At 45.5% G+C, this 17,160-nt stretch carries 13 protein-coding genes and 1 rRNA gene; 8 read left to right on the top strand and 6 right to left on the bottom strand.

The window, feature by feature from the left end; all coding sequences use genetic code 11:
* The 3 genes from rrf to BLP85_RS06155 form a co-directional block, all read left to right on the top strand.
* Positions 1-87 (top strand): 5S ribosomal RNA (gene rrf / locus BLP85_RS06165); the annotation flags it as partial.
* A 369-nt stretch (positions 88-456) separates the two neighbouring features.
* Positions 457-2,859: a YgiQ family radical SAM protein gene (locus BLP85_RS06160; protein ID WP_092819237.1), complete on the top strand. Its 2,403-nt coding sequence runs from the start codon at positions 457-459 to the stop codon at positions 2,857-2,859.
* 351 nt (positions 2,860-3,210) lie between these two features.
* The gene (locus BLP85_RS06155) at positions 3,211-3,756 is read left to right on the top strand and encodes a DUF2726 domain-containing protein (protein WP_092819236.1); all 546 of its coding nucleotides are present in this window, start codon (positions 3,211-3,213) and stop codon (positions 3,754-3,756) included.
* A gap of 44 nt (positions 3,757-3,800) precedes the next feature.
* On the opposite strand, the gene BLP85_RS06150 is transcribed toward BLP85_RS06155, so the two are convergent.
* From BLP85_RS06150 to BLP85_RS06120, 6 genes are all read right to left on the bottom strand, one after another.
* Complete coding sequence (locus tag BLP85_RS06150; protein ID WP_092819235.1) at positions 3,801-4,160, bottom strand: RidA family protein; 360 nt, start codon at positions 4,158-4,160, stop codon at positions 3,801-3,803.
* A 511-nt stretch (positions 4,161-4,671) separates the two neighbouring features.
* Positions 4,672-5,727: a DNA polymerase IV gene (gene dinB / locus BLP85_RS06140; RefSeq protein WP_092819233.1), complete on the bottom strand. Its 1,056-nt coding sequence runs from the start codon at positions 5,725-5,727 to the stop codon at positions 4,672-4,674.
* 47 nt (positions 5,728-5,774) lie between these two features.
* Positions 5,775-6,797: an MBL fold metallo-hydrolase gene (locus BLP85_RS06135; protein ID WP_092819232.1), complete on the bottom strand. Its 1,023-nt coding sequence runs from the start codon at positions 6,795-6,797 to the stop codon at positions 5,775-5,777.
* 61 nt (positions 6,798-6,858) lie between these two features.
* Positions 6,859-7,659 (bottom strand): glycoside hydrolase family 25 protein, encoded by an 801-nt coding sequence (locus BLP85_RS06130; RefSeq protein ID WP_409449179.1) that lies wholly within the window; start codon positions 7,657-7,659, stop codon positions 6,859-6,861.
* 65 nt (positions 7,660-7,724) lie between these two features.
* Positions 7,725-9,116 (bottom strand): multidrug transporter subunit MdtD, encoded by a 1,392-nt coding sequence (gene mdtD / locus BLP85_RS06125; RefSeq protein WP_092819231.1) that lies wholly within the window; start codon positions 9,114-9,116, stop codon positions 7,725-7,727.
* A 292-nt stretch (positions 9,117-9,408) separates the two neighbouring features.
* Entirely contained in the window at positions 9,409-10,029 is a 621-nt protein-coding gene (locus tag BLP85_RS06120; RefSeq protein ID WP_092819252.1) for an LOG family protein, read from the bottom strand.
* Positions 10,030-10,370: 341 nt separating this feature from the next.
* Here BLP85_RS06120 and BLP85_RS06115 point away from each other — a divergent pair, with 341 nt between their 5' ends.
* The 5 genes from BLP85_RS06115 (at position 10,371) to parC (ending at position 17,044) form a co-directional block, all read left to right on the top strand.
* Complete coding sequence (locus tag BLP85_RS06115; protein ID WP_092819230.1) at positions 10,371-11,948, top strand: TerC family protein; 1,578 nt, start codon at positions 10,371-10,373, stop codon at positions 11,946-11,948.
* Positions 11,949-12,032: 84 nt separating this feature from the next.
* Positions 12,033-12,500 carry a YchJ family protein gene (locus BLP85_RS06110; RefSeq protein ID WP_092819229.1) on the top strand — a complete coding sequence of 156 codons (468 nt, stop codon included), beginning with the start codon at positions 12,033-12,035 and terminating at the stop codon, positions 12,498-12,500.
* Between the two features lie 60 nt (positions 12,501-12,560).
* Positions 12,561-13,205 (top strand): trimeric intracellular cation channel family protein, encoded by a 645-nt coding sequence (locus tag BLP85_RS06105; RefSeq protein ID WP_092819228.1) that lies wholly within the window; start codon positions 12,561-12,563, stop codon positions 13,203-13,205.
* Positions 13,206-13,340: 135 nt separating this feature from the next.
* Entirely contained in the window at positions 13,341-14,660 is a 1,320-nt protein-coding gene (gene niaP, locus BLP85_RS06100) for a niacin transporter NiaP (protein WP_092819227.1), read from the top strand.
* 164 nt (positions 14,661-14,824) lie between these two features.
* On the top strand, positions 14,825-17,044 hold the full coding sequence (parC, locus tag BLP85_RS06095) for a DNA topoisomerase IV subunit A (RefSeq protein WP_092819226.1): 2,220 nt from the start codon (positions 14,825-14,827) through the stop codon (positions 17,042-17,044).
* The last annotated feature ends 116 nt before the right edge of the window (positions 17,045-17,160 follow it).

Raw genomic sequence — 17,160 nt, 5'->3', positions numbered from 1 at the left:
CTGATCCCTTCCCGAACTCAGAAGTGAAACCTCTTAGCGCTGATGGTAGTGTGGGATTACCCATGTGAGAGTAAGTCATCGCCAGCTCATTATTCTAAAAAGCCCTCTGCATAAGCAGGGGGCTTTTTTTATGCGTGGGAAATATTTAGCTCCTAAGATTCGAGTCCAAACATTCTAATCATCAGATTTTGGAGTTTGCTGACTTTAAAATATTTCAAATCTTATCCCATCCAATTTGCATATTTCAAAGAATGAGTATGTTTAACCCTATAGGTGATCACTTACTGGAGAAGCTTTTTCAACTGAAGTGATTATTTTGGGAAGATAAATTAAATCACTGGTTTTGTACAAATTATAATCAAGCAACCTCAGCCGAATTCATGCTAAAATACTCGGCTTTCATCTTTGATCTAATTTTCAGGTCTTCCATCATCTGCCAGCCGAGAATTGCTAGCCATGTCTACTGCTTATACCATGCAGACAGCGCCTACAGCGTTGTTTGATTACGACAAATATTGGGCGTCGTGTTTTGAACCTGCGCCATTTTTGCCGATGTCACGCGAGGAAATGGATCAACTCGGTTGGGACAGTTGTGACTTTATTCTGGTCTGCGGTGATGCGTATATTGACCATCCCTCTTTCTGTTCGGGCATCATTGGCCGTACTTTGGAAGCTCAAGGTTTCCGTGTCGGGATTATTGCTCAGCCGGACTGGACCAGTGTGGATGCGTTCCGTGTATTGGGTAAACCGAATATTGCCTGGGGTGTGACCGCAGGTAATATGGATTCGATGATTAACCGCTATACGGCCGACCGTAAAATCCGTTCAGATGATGCCTATTCACCAGACAATGTGCCGAATAAACGCCCTGACCGCGCGGCAACCGTGTATTGCCAGCGTGTGCGCGAAGCCTATCCTGATGTGCCGGTATTGCTCGGTGGTATTGAAGCGTCGTTACGTCGTATTGCGCACTATGACTACTGGTCAGACAAAGTTCGGCGTTCGGTATTGATGGATTCTAAAGCTGATCTTCTCATGTACGGTAATGGCGAACGCTCGATTGTCGAAGTGATGCACCGTTTGGCCAAAGGCGAAAAAATTACCGACATCACGGATGTCCGTGGTACGGCATTTATTGTCAATAAACATAACAGGGCCTCTAAAGCCAAATTCGTTGAAATTGCATCGAATGATGTGGATGCGATTGGTCGTGTCGATCCGATTATTAACCCTTATGTCATGACTGAAGATATTGAAGGTTGTGAGATTGAACAGGGGAAAGACTCAAGCCAATACCAAGGTTTCCAGAAAGAACATGTAGCAAATCCAGTTGTTCGTGAAGGCGACAATCTGGATGCCGATACGCAAATTGTGCAGTTACAACCTGCTTCTAAAGCCATTAAACATAAATTGCCACCACGTGAACTGGCGGTAATCCGTTTACCTGCTTTTGAAGAAGTAGTGAATGATCCTGTGCTGTATGCGCATGCCAACCGTATTTTGCACCTGGAAACCAATCCGGGAAATGCACGTGCCTTAGTACAAAAGCATGGGGAACGTGATGTGTGGTTGAATGCGCCACCTATTCCATTGACCACAGAAGAAATGGATTATGTGTTTGATCTGCCTTATGCACGTCTGCCACATCCTGCATATGGCAATGCACGTTTCCCAGCGTTTGACATGATCAAGTTTTCGGTCAACATTATGCGTGGTTGCTTCGGTGGCTGTACTTTCTGTTCAATCACGGAACATGAAGGCCGTATTATCCAGAACCGCTCGGAAGACTCAATTCTTCGTGAAGTGGAAAAGATTCGTGATACCGCACCGGGCTTTACCGGCATTATTTCGGACTTGGGTGGTCCAACGGCCAACATGTACCGTTTGCACTGTAAAGATCCGGAGATTGAAAAGAACTGCCGTAAACCATCGTGCGTGTTCCCGGGCGTGTGTCAAAACCTGCATACCGACCATGCACCGTTGACGCAATTATACCGTAAAGCACGCGCGATTAAGGGCATCAAGAAAATTCTGATCGGTTCAGGTTTACGTTATGACCTGGCGGTATTAAACCCTGAATATGTCAAAGAATTGGTCACCCATCACGTTGGTGGTTACCTCAAGATTGCGCCTGAACATACCGAAAAAGGTCCGTTGTCGAAGATGATGAAGCCGGGTATTGGCACTTATGACCGTTTCAAGCAGATGTTTGACCGCTTTAGTAAAGAAGCAGGTAAGGAACAGTATCTGATTCCTTACTTCATTGCGGCGCATCCGGGAACGACCGATTACGACATGATGAATTTGGCGATTTGGTTGAAAAAGAATGGTTTCCGTGCCGATCAGGTACAAACCTTCTATCCATCGCCAATGGCCACAGCAACGACCATGTATTACACCGGTAAAAACCCGCTGGCGAAAGTGGCGCGTTATACTGAAAATGTGGATATTGTGAAAGGTGAGAAACGTCGCCGCTTGCACAAGGCCTTCTTGCGTTACCATGATCCAAATAACTGGCCAATGTTACGTGAAGCTTTGAAAGAAATGGGCCGCTCAGACTTGATTGGTAATTCGAAACAACATCTGATTCCGAGCTATCAACCACAAGGCACAGAAGGGCAATATCAGTCTGCACGCAAGAAAAACTCGACCTTGGCGGGAGATTCTGCAAAACGTACAGGTGAAAATACTGCACGTAATCAATCACGTAATGTTGCCAATACAAATGACAATAATCGTCCTAAAAAAGGCCAGATTTTGACTCAACATACCGGCTTGCCACCACGTGAAACCGGGGAAAAACGTCCATTTGCGGGTTCTAAATCCAAAACTAAATCTAAACCTAAATCAAAAGCTTGATTTAAAAATAAAAAAGAGCGCTCCGGCGTTCTTTTTTTATCATTAAGTTAAAAAAATAATGGCGAATGAAACAGTTCGTCGGAATTGTAGGACAATCTCAAAAAGTAATCTTGCATCCCTACTGTGCCTTGCGATACAGTTGTTTTGTGTCTGAAAATGGATTCAATTTGGACATAGAGGTAAAAATAAAATCAGTACAACTTTTTGTCAGCATTTATGATGATTTTGTCATGATTAAATGCAGTTTGTTTACTTGAAATATTTAATAAAAATAATTGTTGTATACTGAATTTTATAACAATCATCGGTGTGACACCGGAAAAGACTATAAAAAATTAAAGGATTAAGAGGATGATAATTTATATTTTGGTCGGAAGTTTACTTCTGTTTGGCGTTCTGCTGAAGGCTTGGAAAAGTCTGGAAGGTAGTGCTAAACAGCAAGATAGTGCTTTAAAACAAAGAGCTATTTTTAATATTAGTGAACAGATAACTTTTACACGTCTCAAAGAAATATTGCCGCACAGCACAGTGTTGACGCATGTTTCATTTGATGCCTTGTTGACGACCAAATACAGCCGTACCCGCCATAAATATCGTAACATGGTGGCAGATTTTGTGATTTTAGATGAACATCATCAGGTTTCTGCCATTATTGCACTGGATGATCCGATGGCTTTAAGGCATCCGCAAAATGCCCAATATCAGGATGCGCTGTTGGCGATGGCTGGATATCGGGTGATTCGCTATGAAGATGTACCGGAATATTTTCAGTTAAGACAAGATTTTTTAATTGAAAACCCTGCTGATTTTCAGCTGGATGAGTTAACAGAAGCTACAATAAAAAAGTATGAGTTTTATCCAGATTTGGGACGAAAGAAAATCCGAATGTTAGGTTAAATCAGCATAAGCATGAATGACTGTTCATGCTTATTTTTTTGCTTTTAATTTGATGCACGCACAGCAGTGACGGTCATTTCCACCAAAACATCAGGGGCATACAGCTTGGCTTCGACACAGGTGCGAGGCAGGGCTTCAATATCAGCGACCCAGGCATCCCAGATTTCATTCATCGCTGCGTAGTCATTTTCAATATCTTTTAAATAAATGGTCACCGACATAATCTGACTCTTGTCTGTACCGGCATCGGCCAGCAAGCGATCAATAATTTCCAGTGTTTGCCGGGTTTGACCTTTAATGTCTAGCGTTGTATCCGCAGCCAATTGACCCGCCAGATGGACCAGGTTGCCTGAAATGGCAATTTCAGAAAAGCGCTTTTCAACGTGCAGACGTTGTACTGTCATAATAAGAGTCCTTTATTTTCGGCATAGTTGCTAAGCGCTATAGTGTGGGCACATAGCCTGCAGCCTAGTAGATGGCAATATCATAATGCCATGCGCCTTTAGCGTAAATCATTTATCGGGGCAGCCATGATGGAGCTGAAACTGTCACGGAAGATATTTTTAAAATTAACAGGGAGGAAAATCAGAACATACCGGAGCAAATCAGACGGATTTACAGCAGCATTGATAAAATGATTCAGTGCAGTATGAAAATATGCTGTTTTTTGAGAGTGTATAAAAAATGCAGAAGAGATGTGATGGAGAGTCCATGCGGTTCAACAGAGTTGCCCTGTAACATTCGGATTTGATCGTCACGCCAATCACAGGACAGCATGCTAAAAGTAAAGGTGATTTTTAGCATCTCGGCGTTTACATGGATAAATGTATCGCGCCCATAGATTACCGCAAAAATCATGTTTGTGTATCATTAATTGGTCTAATTTTATTCTTTTGATTGAAAAACGTGCAAATACTACCACAGTGAAAGCTGTGACTGATCCTGCTGCTCCGAAAGCTGGTACAGACCAACGCCAATCAGGCGAAACTGATAACTTTCTGGAATATGCATTTCAGTGATTAGCTGTTGCAGTACCTGTTCCAGTTGTTGCCGATTTTGTAAAGGCTGTTTGAAACTTTTGCTGTGTTGCAAGACCTGAAAATTTTTTAACTTGAGTTTGGCTGAAACCCCGCGTGCACTGAGTTGTTTTCTCTCCAAACTGCTCCAGACCTGATCAATCAGTCGAGGCCAAGCATTCTGGCATTGTATTAAGGTCAGGTCATCATCAAAGGTGGTTTCCTTGGAAATTTGCTGGCGTTCACGTTCAACTTGTACAGGCCGTTCATCAATCCCCTGGGCATAGAGAAAAAGTCGTTTGCCATATTTGCCAAAATGCTGAACCAGCACATTTTGCTCAATTTTTTGTAAATCTCCCAACGTTTGCAATTGCAGCCGCTTGAGCTTTTCTTGCATCACTTTTCCTACACCGGGAATTTTCTTTAGCGGTAAATCCTGAATAAAATGCTGCACCTGGGATGGCTTAATGACACAAATGCCATCCGGTTTGTTCCAGTCCGAAGCAATTTTGGCTAAAAATTTATTGGGTGCGACCCCGGCAGAGGCAGTTAAACCGGTAACTTTGAAAATATCTTCCCGTATACGCATGGCCACTTCTGTGGCACTCGGAATATTTTTCAGATTTTCTGTAACATCTAAATAGGCTTCATCTAAAGACAAGGGTTCAATCAGCGGGGTGTAACCTTGAAATACCTGATGAATTTGCGCAGAAATGGCACGATATTTTTCAAAATCGGGTTCAATGATGACCACGTGGGGACAAAGCTTTCGGCCTTGTGCCATCGACATGGCAGAGCGCAAGCCGAACTCGCGCGCAGGGTAGGACGCTGCACAAATGACTGCCCGTGGATGATGTGAAGACACGACCACCGGCAAATGCTGTAACTCCGGCCGGTCTTTGAGTTCCACGGATGTAAAAAAGGCATCCATATCGATGTGAATGATTTTTCTCATGCAGTCCCAAACTCTGCCTGTACGTGCTGGGCTTCAGTATCTCATCTTCACCGATCAGATTGTAGAGCAGGATCAAGTGGATACGACACAGGTTGACTAAGTAAAACCAGCCGGGTGCGTTGTTGTTCGGCTGCCCGAATCAGTATTTTTAAACTTTGTTCAGTATTGTCTGCCAAGTACGGTAAAAATTCCAAAGGCTGGTCAATCGGCTGGAAAAAGTTATCCCAATGAACCGGTACCACGACTTTAGGTTGTAAGCTTCTCAGGGTTTGATCCAGATAGTTTTGCTGAAATTGTTCCGATTGGCGTGACAGCTGGGCAATGCCTAAAAATAAAGTATCCACTTTTAAATTTTTCAGTTGATCCGGTACAGCACCCGTACTGGCTTTGACTAAAATGCGCTGACCTGAATGTTCAATCAGATAGTCAAAACTATGACCTTCTTTAAATGCCGAGAAATGGGCAGGAAGTTGCAGCGGCTGGGTAATTTCTTCACCCAGGTCATTATTCACGGCAGTAGGTGGGGTATGTTGTGAAGGAATGGCAGTGACTCTGAACTGGCCAAACATCATGGGTCTTAAAGGCTGCACCAGGAGCAATTGCTGCTCTGAAACCTGTCCGCCTCGGGCGATATTTAAAGTGCTGCGTGAACCGATAATTTTGCTGTTTGGCAACTGTTTCCCGAGTTCGGCAATATCCAGCGCATGGTCATAATGTGAATGGGTCACGAAAATGGCTTGGGTGCGCTGTAACTGGTGCTGTTGCACGATATGCTGAATGACCTGAGGCTGACTTTGAGTTTTGGTGAACAGCACCTGTGCAATGGAAGGACGGCTAAAGAAACCGTCAATCAGCACTTGGGTTTTGCCATCATCAAAAAGCAGGGTGGAAACGCCAAAGAATTTGACCTGAAGCGTTGCAGGTGCAGCCGCTTTTTCAGAGGATGAATATTGCCATTTTTGAAAATTCGACATCTGACCTGAAGGTTGCAGGAGCAAAACGACAGCAGCAACTCCAACGAGTATGCCGATGCCTACTGCCACGCGCCAAAACCCTTTTTGATTTGCCATAAGTTTCCCGTTTTTATGCAGTTTTATTTTTTATTGTGGTTAAAGGTAGGGACTTATCCTGTTATTTTGGGGGTAAATCTTCAACTTTTTTAAGTGGATAGATTCCATTGTGTTCTAAAAAGCGTGTCCAGTCATCTTCATTCCCATTAAACACGTTTAAGTCGACAGCTTTGTTAATGCCCTTGATGGTGCCCTGATTGGTATGCTGCCAGAACAGCCATTTTGGCTTGCCTTTTAAATCTGGCTTGCCGTGATATTCACGGACCCACAGTGGTGTTTTTGAAAACTCTCCCGCCAGAACAATGTTATAGAATGACTTGGAAATATAGAAAATCGGTTGCTTGCCATAGTGCTGATACAGTCGATCATGCATGACCTGAATTTCTTTCAGCAGTTGTTCCCGGGTATAGGTGTTGATGCAGTTACTGTCATATTCCAGATCAATCACCGGGGGCAAGGCATCGGCTTTATTCGGTACGGTTTCAATAAAATTTTGTGCCTGAATTGCACCATCCCGGCATAAACGGTAAAAATGATAGGCACCCACCCTTAAACCATGTTCACGTGCCTGTAACCAGTAGTCCTGAAATTTCCGGTCTTTAAAATCACCGCCTTCTGTGGCTTTCAGATAGACAAATTGATAACGCTGCGGGGAAATCTGCTGCCATTGAATGTCACCCTGATGATGTGAAACATCGAAACCTTTGACCGGATATTCCTGTGCTGAAGCAGGATTATGATGCAAGACAAAAACATACAATACGATTGCAGCGCAAATCAGTCCCAAGCCCATGCAAGAGGCGTAGAGCTTTTTATGACTGTTTTTGGCGAATCGTTTTTTAGGCATAGATAATTTAGGCATGATTTATCAAATACATGATAACGCGATCTGAACATTCAGACCACGCTGTTTCTGATAGCGTATGATTATATCTGGGTATGACGTGGAATTTGCCAGAAAATGGCTGCGGTAATCAGGTTAATGCAGCCGAGGAAAATTAAGGTGCTGTGAAAAGCCGTCACGATCTGCTCGCTACCGAAATAGGCGCTAAAGACATTGACCAAGGTTCCGGCTAATGCCACACCAATACTCATCGAGACCATCATGATCATGGATAAAAAGCTGTTGCCACTGCTGGCATCCTGCTGGGGTAAATCTTTGAGCGTCAGGGTATTCATGGAAACAAACTGCAAAGAATTCAGCATGCCGAAGACAAAGAAATGTAAGGCTCTTAACCAGATCGGCGTATCCGCCGTGGTAAGGGCAAAACTGGCAATACATGCGCCGACCAATAAGGTATTGACCAGCAATACCTGACGATAACCAAAGCGTTGAATAATCTGGCGGATAATCGGCTTGGAGGCGAGCGAACCGAGCACGGTCGGAATCATCAACAGGCCGGTAATAAACGGTTCAAAGCCAAAGGCGACCTGCAACATCAGGGGGAGCAGGAAAGGCATGGCATTGCCGCCCAGGCGGGCGAAGAAATTCCCTATAATGCCAATGGCATAAATTTTATTGCTGAATAATGTGCTCCGGAACAGCGCGTTGTGATGCGTATGTGCATGAATGGCATAGATAATCGCTGCCAATACACCCGCAAGCACCAGACCCATACTCCACCATAACGATTGATGCGGGCTGGCAAAATTTTCAATGCCCAGTGAAAGACCCACCATGGCAATCACCAGCAAAATAAAACCTGAAAAATCAAATGGCTTGACGCCAGGCTCGGTCACGTTGGGCATGGCTTTAAAGGTGATGAGAACCCCTAAAAGCCCCATCGGAATATTAATTAAAAAAATCCAGTGCCATGTTGCCACTTCGACCATCCATCCGCCCAGTGTCGGGCCAATCAGGGGACCCATCAGGCCGGCCAGGCTCATCAAGCTCATGGCAGATAAAAACTGGGTACGCGGAATGACTTTGAGCATTGCCAGCCGGCCTACAGGAAGTAACAAGGCACCGCCAATTCCCTGAATTACCCGATAAAAGAGCAGCTGGTTTAAACTGCTGGACAGTCCGCAGCCCAGTGAGGCAAGAGTAAAAATAATGATGGCGGCAAAGTAGGTATTGCGCACGCCAAAACGGTCGGCCAGCCAGCCGCTTAAGGGAATACAGGCTGCTACCGACAGCACATAGGCTACCACCACGCTATGCATCTGCAGCGGATCTTCAGCCAGATTGGCTGCCATGGCCGGAATTGCGGTATTGACAATGGTGGTGTCCAAACCTTGCATAAAAAAACCGATTGATACCAACAGAACCAGCAGTCGGAATTCAGGTTGCAGGGCTTGATGCGAAGGGGTGGCGTTCATAACAATATTAAAGCGATTTTTTACAGAGTTTAAAGCAATCCGTTCAAGAGGGTGTAAGAAAAAGTTGTGCTATTCATAGCCAGGAAGATGAATTGGTCCAGAAATGGGAGGGGTGTTCATGCACAAGATCAGCGTTATAAAAAAGTTGAAAGTTAAATCAAATAAAAACTCGATCAGATCAAATTCAGTATTCGCAGCTTGATACAGGGCTTCGGGATTAATGTTTACAGCTGCTCAATTGAACTTTAAAAAAAGCGAGCCGTAAGCTCGCTTTTTGTATTCGGACATCGGTTTAAATGGCAAAGTGCTTTGGTGCATCCAGATTTTTAATGGCATTGATAATCTGATCGGCATGATTGCAGATAATCAGTTTGGCGCGATGCTGCGGCGGTAAAAAACCTTCACTGACGGCATGATCGAGCTGGTTAATCAGGGCATCATAAAAGCCATTCACGTTATAGAGCATCATGGGTTTCTGGTGCTGATTTAACTGCCCCCAGGTGGCAATTTCCAGGATTTCTTCAAAAGTGCCCAAGCCGCCGGGCAAAGCGACAAAAGCACTGGCACGTTCCGCCATCATGGCCTTACGTTCATGCATGCTTTGTACAATGTGTAATTCGGTCAGCTGGTGATGTGCAATCTCATAATCCAGCATAAATTCAGGAATTACCCCGACCGTTTCACCGCCACGCTGTCTGACGGCATCTGCCACTTGCCCCATGAGGCCTATACTTGCGCCGCCATAGACCATTCCGAAACCCAGGTCCGCCAGTGCCTGAGCCAAAGCCACGGCTTTTTCCTGATAAATCGGTTTATTGCCTGAACGTGAACCACAGTAAAGTGCAATTAAAGGTTGAGTTGTTTTGGGAGTAGGATTGTTATGTTTGGGAGTCATTTTTAATACACTGTTCATCATTATATTTTTACCATAGCATTTTATTTTTTCAGTCTCTAGCTTAATGGTTAAATATGACAGGCCGTGATCCGCCTTATACTGACTTTGCAAAGATTTGTTGATATTGGGTGAGCGAAAAACAGCCCGGTACGCAAAAAGGGATGAATTTCTACTTCATCTTGCTATACTAAAAATCTGTTTTCCAATAAATGAATTAACATGAGTAGTGGTTGTCCTCGCTCTGAACACTTCAATGCTTCCGTAAAAAATACAAAGAATGCTGTTCATCGCATATTCAGCGATTTTAATATGAACCTTCTAAAATCAGTCCCTCATCATCCTGCACAGGAGAACATCCAATGATCTTTGAATGGATGTCAGATCCATCGGCATGGATTGGACTGGCAACTTTAGTGGTTCTAGAAATTGTACTGGGTATCGACAACCTGGTTTTTATTGCCATTCTGGCGGAAAAACTGCCCCCGGAACAGCGTAATGCAGGCCGTATCATCGGCTTGGTTCTGGCCTTGTGTATGCGGTTGGTTTTACTGGCCTCGATTGCCTGGGTGGTGACCTTGACCCAGCCACTGTTCCACGTTCTGGATCATCCTTTTTCCGGCCGTGACCTGATTTTGCTGTTTGGTGGTGTATTCCTGTTATTTAAAGGCACCATGGAACTGCATGAGCGCATAGAAGGTGCCCAACCGCAGAAAGAAGAAAACCCGGTGCATGCAGCGTTCTGGATGGTGATCGTCCAGATTGTGGTACTGGATGCCGTATTCTCCCTGGATAGCGTGATTACCGCAGTCGGCATGGTCAAAGACCTGTCGGTGATGATGATTGCAGTGGTGATTGCAGTCGGGATCATGCTGTGGGCATCCAAACCGCTGATGACCTTTGTCAACAGACATCCGACCGTGGTGATTCTGTGCCTCGGCTTCCTGATGATGATTGGTTTCTCTCTCATTGTAGAAGGCTTCGGTTTCCATATTCCTAAAGGCTATCTATACGCCGCGATTGGTTTCTCGGTGATTGTCGAATTTATCAACCAGACCATGCGCCGTAACCAGGAGCGGATGGTGACCACGACAGACCTGCGTTACCGCACCGCTTCTGCCGTCATGCGCATGCTGGGGGGGAAAAGCGAATCGCAAAACAATGAAGCCGAAGATGTGCTGGCGACCCGTGCCTTTGCCGATGAGGTTTTTGATGAAGACAACGGGGTTTACCATAGTGTGCTGGTGCAAGGCGTGCTTGGACTGTCGGAGCGGCCAGTCAAATCGGTGATGACACCGCGTCCGGAACTGGAATGGATTGATCTGGATGAAGACGAAGCCTCCATTAAAGAGCAGTTATTAAGCACGACCCATTCGCGTTTAATTGTGGCGCATGGTGAGCTGGATAATATTGCCGGTGTGGTACTGACCCATAAAGTCATGAACGAATATATCGAAACCGGAAAACTGAATTTTGAAGGCCATTTACGCGAGCCAGTCATCATGCATGAAAATGCCCAGGTATTGATGGTGATGGAGCAATTGCGTCAGGCACCGCTGCAAATGGCGATTGTACTGAATGAATACGGTTCGATTGAAGGGATTGCCACTCCGATTGATGTGCTAGAAGCCATTGCCGGTGAATTCCCGGATGAAGATGAATTTGAAACTGCAGCAGAAAGTCTGGAAGATGGGACTTTAATCCTGGAAGGTTCTACCGATATTCGTCATGTTTCCTTACTGTTAAACCGTGATCTGGTGGATGAGTCCGAACAGTATTCGACCTTGTCCGGTTATATCCTGTTCCATCTGGGACGTCTGCCGGAAAGCGGCGAGAAACTGGAAGCCGACGAACACATTTTTGAAGTGGTGACGATGAATGGCCATAAAATTGATAAGGTCCATATTATCCCGCTCAATCAAAATGAACCTGAAAGTTAATTTCATCCTGCACAGATGATCTTTCAACCCCGAGATTGAATTAAAATAGCCCGCAGAGTCGGGCTATTTTATTGGAAAAAATTGATGTCAGAAGAAAAGTGTCCATGTGGTGCAGGGGAGTATGCCCGCTGTTGCCAGCCCTTGCATTTGGGGCAGCTCAAAGCACAAAGTGCAGAACAATTGATGCGTTCGCGTTATAGTGCCTTTGCCCGGCATGAAATTGACTATATTGTGAAAACCACAGCCTTAGGCCAGCAACAGGCGCTGGATGTGGCGGCAATTCGTGACTGGAGCAAGGCCAATCAGTGGCTCAAGCTGGAAGTCGTTCAGGCCCGGGAAAAACTGGACAAGAACCATGCCCAGGTCGAATTCAAGGCCCATTATCACGATGGCAATCAGGCGCAGGTCCATCATGAAGTTTCACATTTTGTGAAGCATGCAGATGCCTGGTATTTCCTTGATCCGACCACAAACATGCAAATCACCATGAAACAGCCGTGTATTTGCGGTTCAGGGAAAAAATTTAAGCAATGTTGTGCGCAATTTTTGTAATTTTCACCTGAATTTGCCTTAGAATAGCGCGCATCGATAACCCTCAGTGGAAGCAGGGCAATGTTGCTATTGGTCATTTATATTATTGCGATTACGGCTGAAGCCATGACAGGAGCACTGTCGGCAGGTCGGCGTAGTATGGATTGGTTTGGGGTAACGCTGATTGCCTGCGTGACTGCGCTGGGCGGTGGTTCGGTCCGGGATGTATTGCTTGGGCATTATCCGCTGACCTGGGTCAAGCATCCGGAATATCTGGTGCTGACCTGTTGTGCTGCCTTTGTCACCATCCTGATTGCCAAATGGATGCGCCATTTACGTTCCATCTTCCTGATTCTTGATGCCCTGGGTTTAATCGGTTTTACCATCATTGGCTGTCAGATTGCCCTGGAGATGGGGCATGGTTTTGTGGTTTCCGCCGTCGCTGGCGTCCTGACCGGCGTTTCCGGCGGTATTCTGCGCGATATTCTGTGTAACGATGTGCCATTGGTGTTCCGCCGTGAACTGTATGCCAGTATTTCCTTTGTTTCCGTAATTTGTTACTGGGTTTGTCAGGAAATTGGCTTCTCGCTGGAAATCACGGTCATTTCGACCTTGATCTTCGGTTTCTCTTTGCGCTGCATCGCTATTTATTTTGGTCTGGAAATGCCGAAATTTATCTATAAAGATGACGACGACCAGTCTGCATCTTCCAAAGATGCTTCCTAGAATATTGCCTTAATATGATGAATGACCGACGAAATGAGCGGTCATCATCTGCAAATTGGCGTATAAAAATTAATACAACAATAAATCCTGTTGGGAAAGCAGCATGCATTCTTTCACCAAATCAGAGCTCTTGTTATGGATTTAGTCTCACGTATACAACGTTTACCGATTGGTAAGTTTCACTATACCTTGCTATGGGTGATTGGTCTGGGCTGGATGTTTGATGCCATGGATACCGGATTAATTTCCTTTATTCTGGCCAAAATGGCCGAAGACTGGGCCATGACGCCAGATGATAAAAGCTGGGTGGTTTCCATTGGTTTTATTGGAATGGCGATTGGGGCGGTGTGTTCAGGCGGTCTTGCGGATCGCTGGGGACGTAAAACAGTCTTTGCTTCCACTCTGGTCATTTATAGCCTGGCAACTGCGGCTTGCGCTTTTGCGCCGAACCTGACCTGGCTGCTGGTGTTTCGTTTTATTGTGGGGCTTGGATTGGGTGGTCAGCTACCTGTGGCCGTAACGCTGGTAAGTGAATATATTCCAGCCCATGTCCGCGGACGCTTTATTGTGCTGCTGGAAAGTTTTTGGGGTTTGGGCTGGCTGGTTGCGGCGCTGGTTTCACGTTTTGTGATTCCCGATTTTGGCTGGCATGCCGCTTTCCTGATTGGGGGTATTCCTGCACTGTATGCCATCGTGATCTGGAAAATAGTACCTGAATCCGTTCCCTATTTAATTAACCGGGGGCGACATAAAGAAGCCCATGCCTTGGTGAAAAAAATTGAAGCGCAATGTGGCGTGGAAGTGATTGAAATTTTTGAAGTCAAACCGGTGGCTGAAAAGCATGACATTAGCTTCTCTCAACTTTGGTCCGGCATTTTTGCCCGCCGTACCCTCATGCTGTGGTTAATCTGGTTTGGTATCGTATTTTCTTATTATGGTATTTTTACCTGGCTGCCAAGTTTACTGGTCAAAGAAGGCTATACCATCGTGCAGTCTTTCGAGTATGTATTGGTGATGATTCTGGCCCAGTTGCCGGGTTATATTGCTGCGGCATGGCTGGTGGAAAAACTCGGACGCAAGGCAACCCTGGCCGGTTTTATTGCCATGTGTGCGGTGTCGGCCTATTTCTTTGGCCAGTCCGACAATGTGACCCAGATTGTGCTGTGGGGCTGTTTGATGTCCTTCTTTAACCTGGGGGCGTGGGGCGTTTTATATACTTATACCCCAGAACAGTATCCTGCCAATATCCGTGCTTTCGGTTCAGGCTGGGCCGGAGCGATTGGTCGTATTGGCGGTATTCTGGCTCCCTTTGCTGTGACGCATATGATGGTTATGGAGCAAGGTTTCAGCTATGTCTTTATGATGTTTACCGCCGTTTTAATTGCCGTAGCGCTGATCATTCTGCTGCTGGGTGAAGAAACTAAAGGTAAAACTTTAGAGTCGATTGGCTTATAAAATTGCCGATTTTTTAGTTGATTGACCCTTATAAAATGGATATTTTTAGTCCATAAGACACAATTTGTCGCAGAGTGTGGGTTACTGCCCTTGTGTAGTCCGCAGCTGCGACATAGCATAACAACGTAGATACAAAAACGAATTATTTAGGATTTCACGCTTTTATGACCAGCCTTGTGCATCATGCGACAGAAAATCGTTCCGTAGCCGAATTTACTGAACAAGCTTACCTTAACTATGCCATGTACGTGATTATGGACCGTGCATTGCCGCATATCAGTGACGGTTTAAAACCGGTACAGCGCCGTATTGTCTATGCCATGAGTGAACTGGGCTTAAAGCATAGCGGCAAGCCGAAAAAATCTGCCCGTACCGTGGGTGATGTACTGGGTAAGTACCATCCGCATGGTGATTCTGCCTGTTATGAAGCCATGGTGCTGATGGCACAGCCATTCAGTTACCGTTATCCATTTATTGAGGGGCAAGGCAACTGGGGTTCGCCGGATGACCCGAAATCCTTTGCGGCGATGCGTTATACCGAAGCCAAACTGTCGCAATACAGCGAAGTGCTGTTGTCTGAACTGGGGCAGGGTACCTGTGACTGGCAGGACAACTTTGATGGTTCCCTGAAAGAGCCGGTGAACTTGCCTGCGCGTGTGCCGAACATCTTGTTGAATGGCACCACCGGGATTGCCGTGGGGATGGCCACCGACATTCCACCGCATAACCTGCGTGAAGTGGTGAAAGGCACCATTGCCCTGATTCGCAATCCGAACCTGTCCGATGAAAAAGTGGCGGAATATATTCCAGCCCCAGATTTGCCGACCAAAGCCGAAATTATTACTGCCCCTGAAGAACTGCTTAAAGTACAGACCACAGGACGTGGCAGTTACCGTATGCGTGCGGTGTATAAAGTTGAAAAAAATGAAATCGTGATTACCGACCTGCCGTATCAGGTGTCAGGTTCCAAGGTCATTACCCAGATTGCCGATCAGATGCAGGCAAAAAAACTGCCTTTGGTCAGTGATTTGCGGGACGAATCGGATCATCAGAATCCAACCCGTCTGGTGATCGTGCTGCGTTCCAACCGCATTGATGCCGAAGCAGTGATGAGCCATTTATTTGCGACAACCGATCTGGAATCCAGCTATCGCGTCAACATGAACATGATTGGTGCTGATGGCCGTCCACAAGTGAAATCGATTCGCCGCATTTTGCTGGAATGGATTGAAATCCGTAAAACCACAGTGACGCGCCGTCTGCAATACCATTTAAATAAAATTGAAAAACGCCTGCACATTCTCGCGGGTCTAATCATTGCCTATTTAAATATTGATGAAGTGATTCGCATTATTCGTGAAGAAGATCAGCCGAAACCGGTGCTGATGTCCCATTTCAATATTGACGAAATTCAGGCCGAAGCCATTTTAGAACTCAAGTTACGTCATTTGGCCAGACTTGAAGAAATGGAAATGCGCCGTGAACAGGAAGAGCTGGAAGCGCGTGCTGCCATTATCCGCGAGCAGCTGGCCAATCCTGAATCTTTAAAAGCATTGATCATTAATGAGCTGAAAGAAGATGCGAAAAAATTCGGTGATGACCGCCGTTCACCAATCGTGCGTCGTGCCGAGGCACTTGCCATTAATGAACAGGACATGTTGCCGGCCGATCCTGTAACGGTCGTGTTGTCTGAAGCAGGCTGGATCCGTTCTGCCAAAGGTCATGAGGTCGATGCCGAAAACCTGAATTTCCGTGCCGGTGACCAATATTTAAGTCATGCCCAAGGTAAATCCAATCAGAAAGTCTATGTGCTGGACGAAACCGGTCGCAGTTATGCACTGGCCATTAACACGCTGCCATCGGCACGGGGTTTGGGTGAACCTTTAAGTTCCAAACTTTCTCCGGCCAGCGGGGTGGGGTTCCTTCAGGTGTTTATTGCCGAGGATGAAGCTGAAATTCTGGCCTTAAGTTCCAAAGGCTATGGTTTTAAAACCCAGGCGAAACAACTGGATACCAATGCCAAGGCAGGTAAATCCTTTCTGACTGTGCCTGACGATAGCAAAGCGATGCCACTGCAAGCAGTAGAACAGGCGACTCATGTGGCCTTACTCAGTTCAGCCGGCCGAATGCTGGTGGTCGATTTGTCAGAATTGCCAAGCCTGAGTAAGGGTAAAGGTAACAAATTGATACAACTCGAGGCAAAAGATCAAATCGTATCCATGACAATGTTAAATTTAGATGAAATAATTCAAGTGGTTGCTGGACAGCAACAATTAAAACTAAAAGGTGATGATCTTCAAAAATATATTGGTAAGCGAGGCACTAAAGGTCAACTCTTACCACGAGGATATCAAAAAGCAAATAAACTGTTCATTCAAAGATAAAACTAGCATCCCCAATACGAAATAGGCTATATATGGTGTAATTCGTGCAAATGGATGCTTTGTTGAACAATACAAAAGGAAAAAACCAGGTTCAGCAAAGAAAAAAACAGTTTAAA

The sequence above is a fragment of the Acinetobacter kookii genome (assembly GCF_900096895.1).
Lineage (GTDB): Bacteria > Pseudomonadota > Gammaproteobacteria > Pseudomonadales > Moraxellaceae > Acinetobacter > Acinetobacter kookii.
This window is presented reverse-complemented; position numbering and strand designations above follow the sequence as displayed.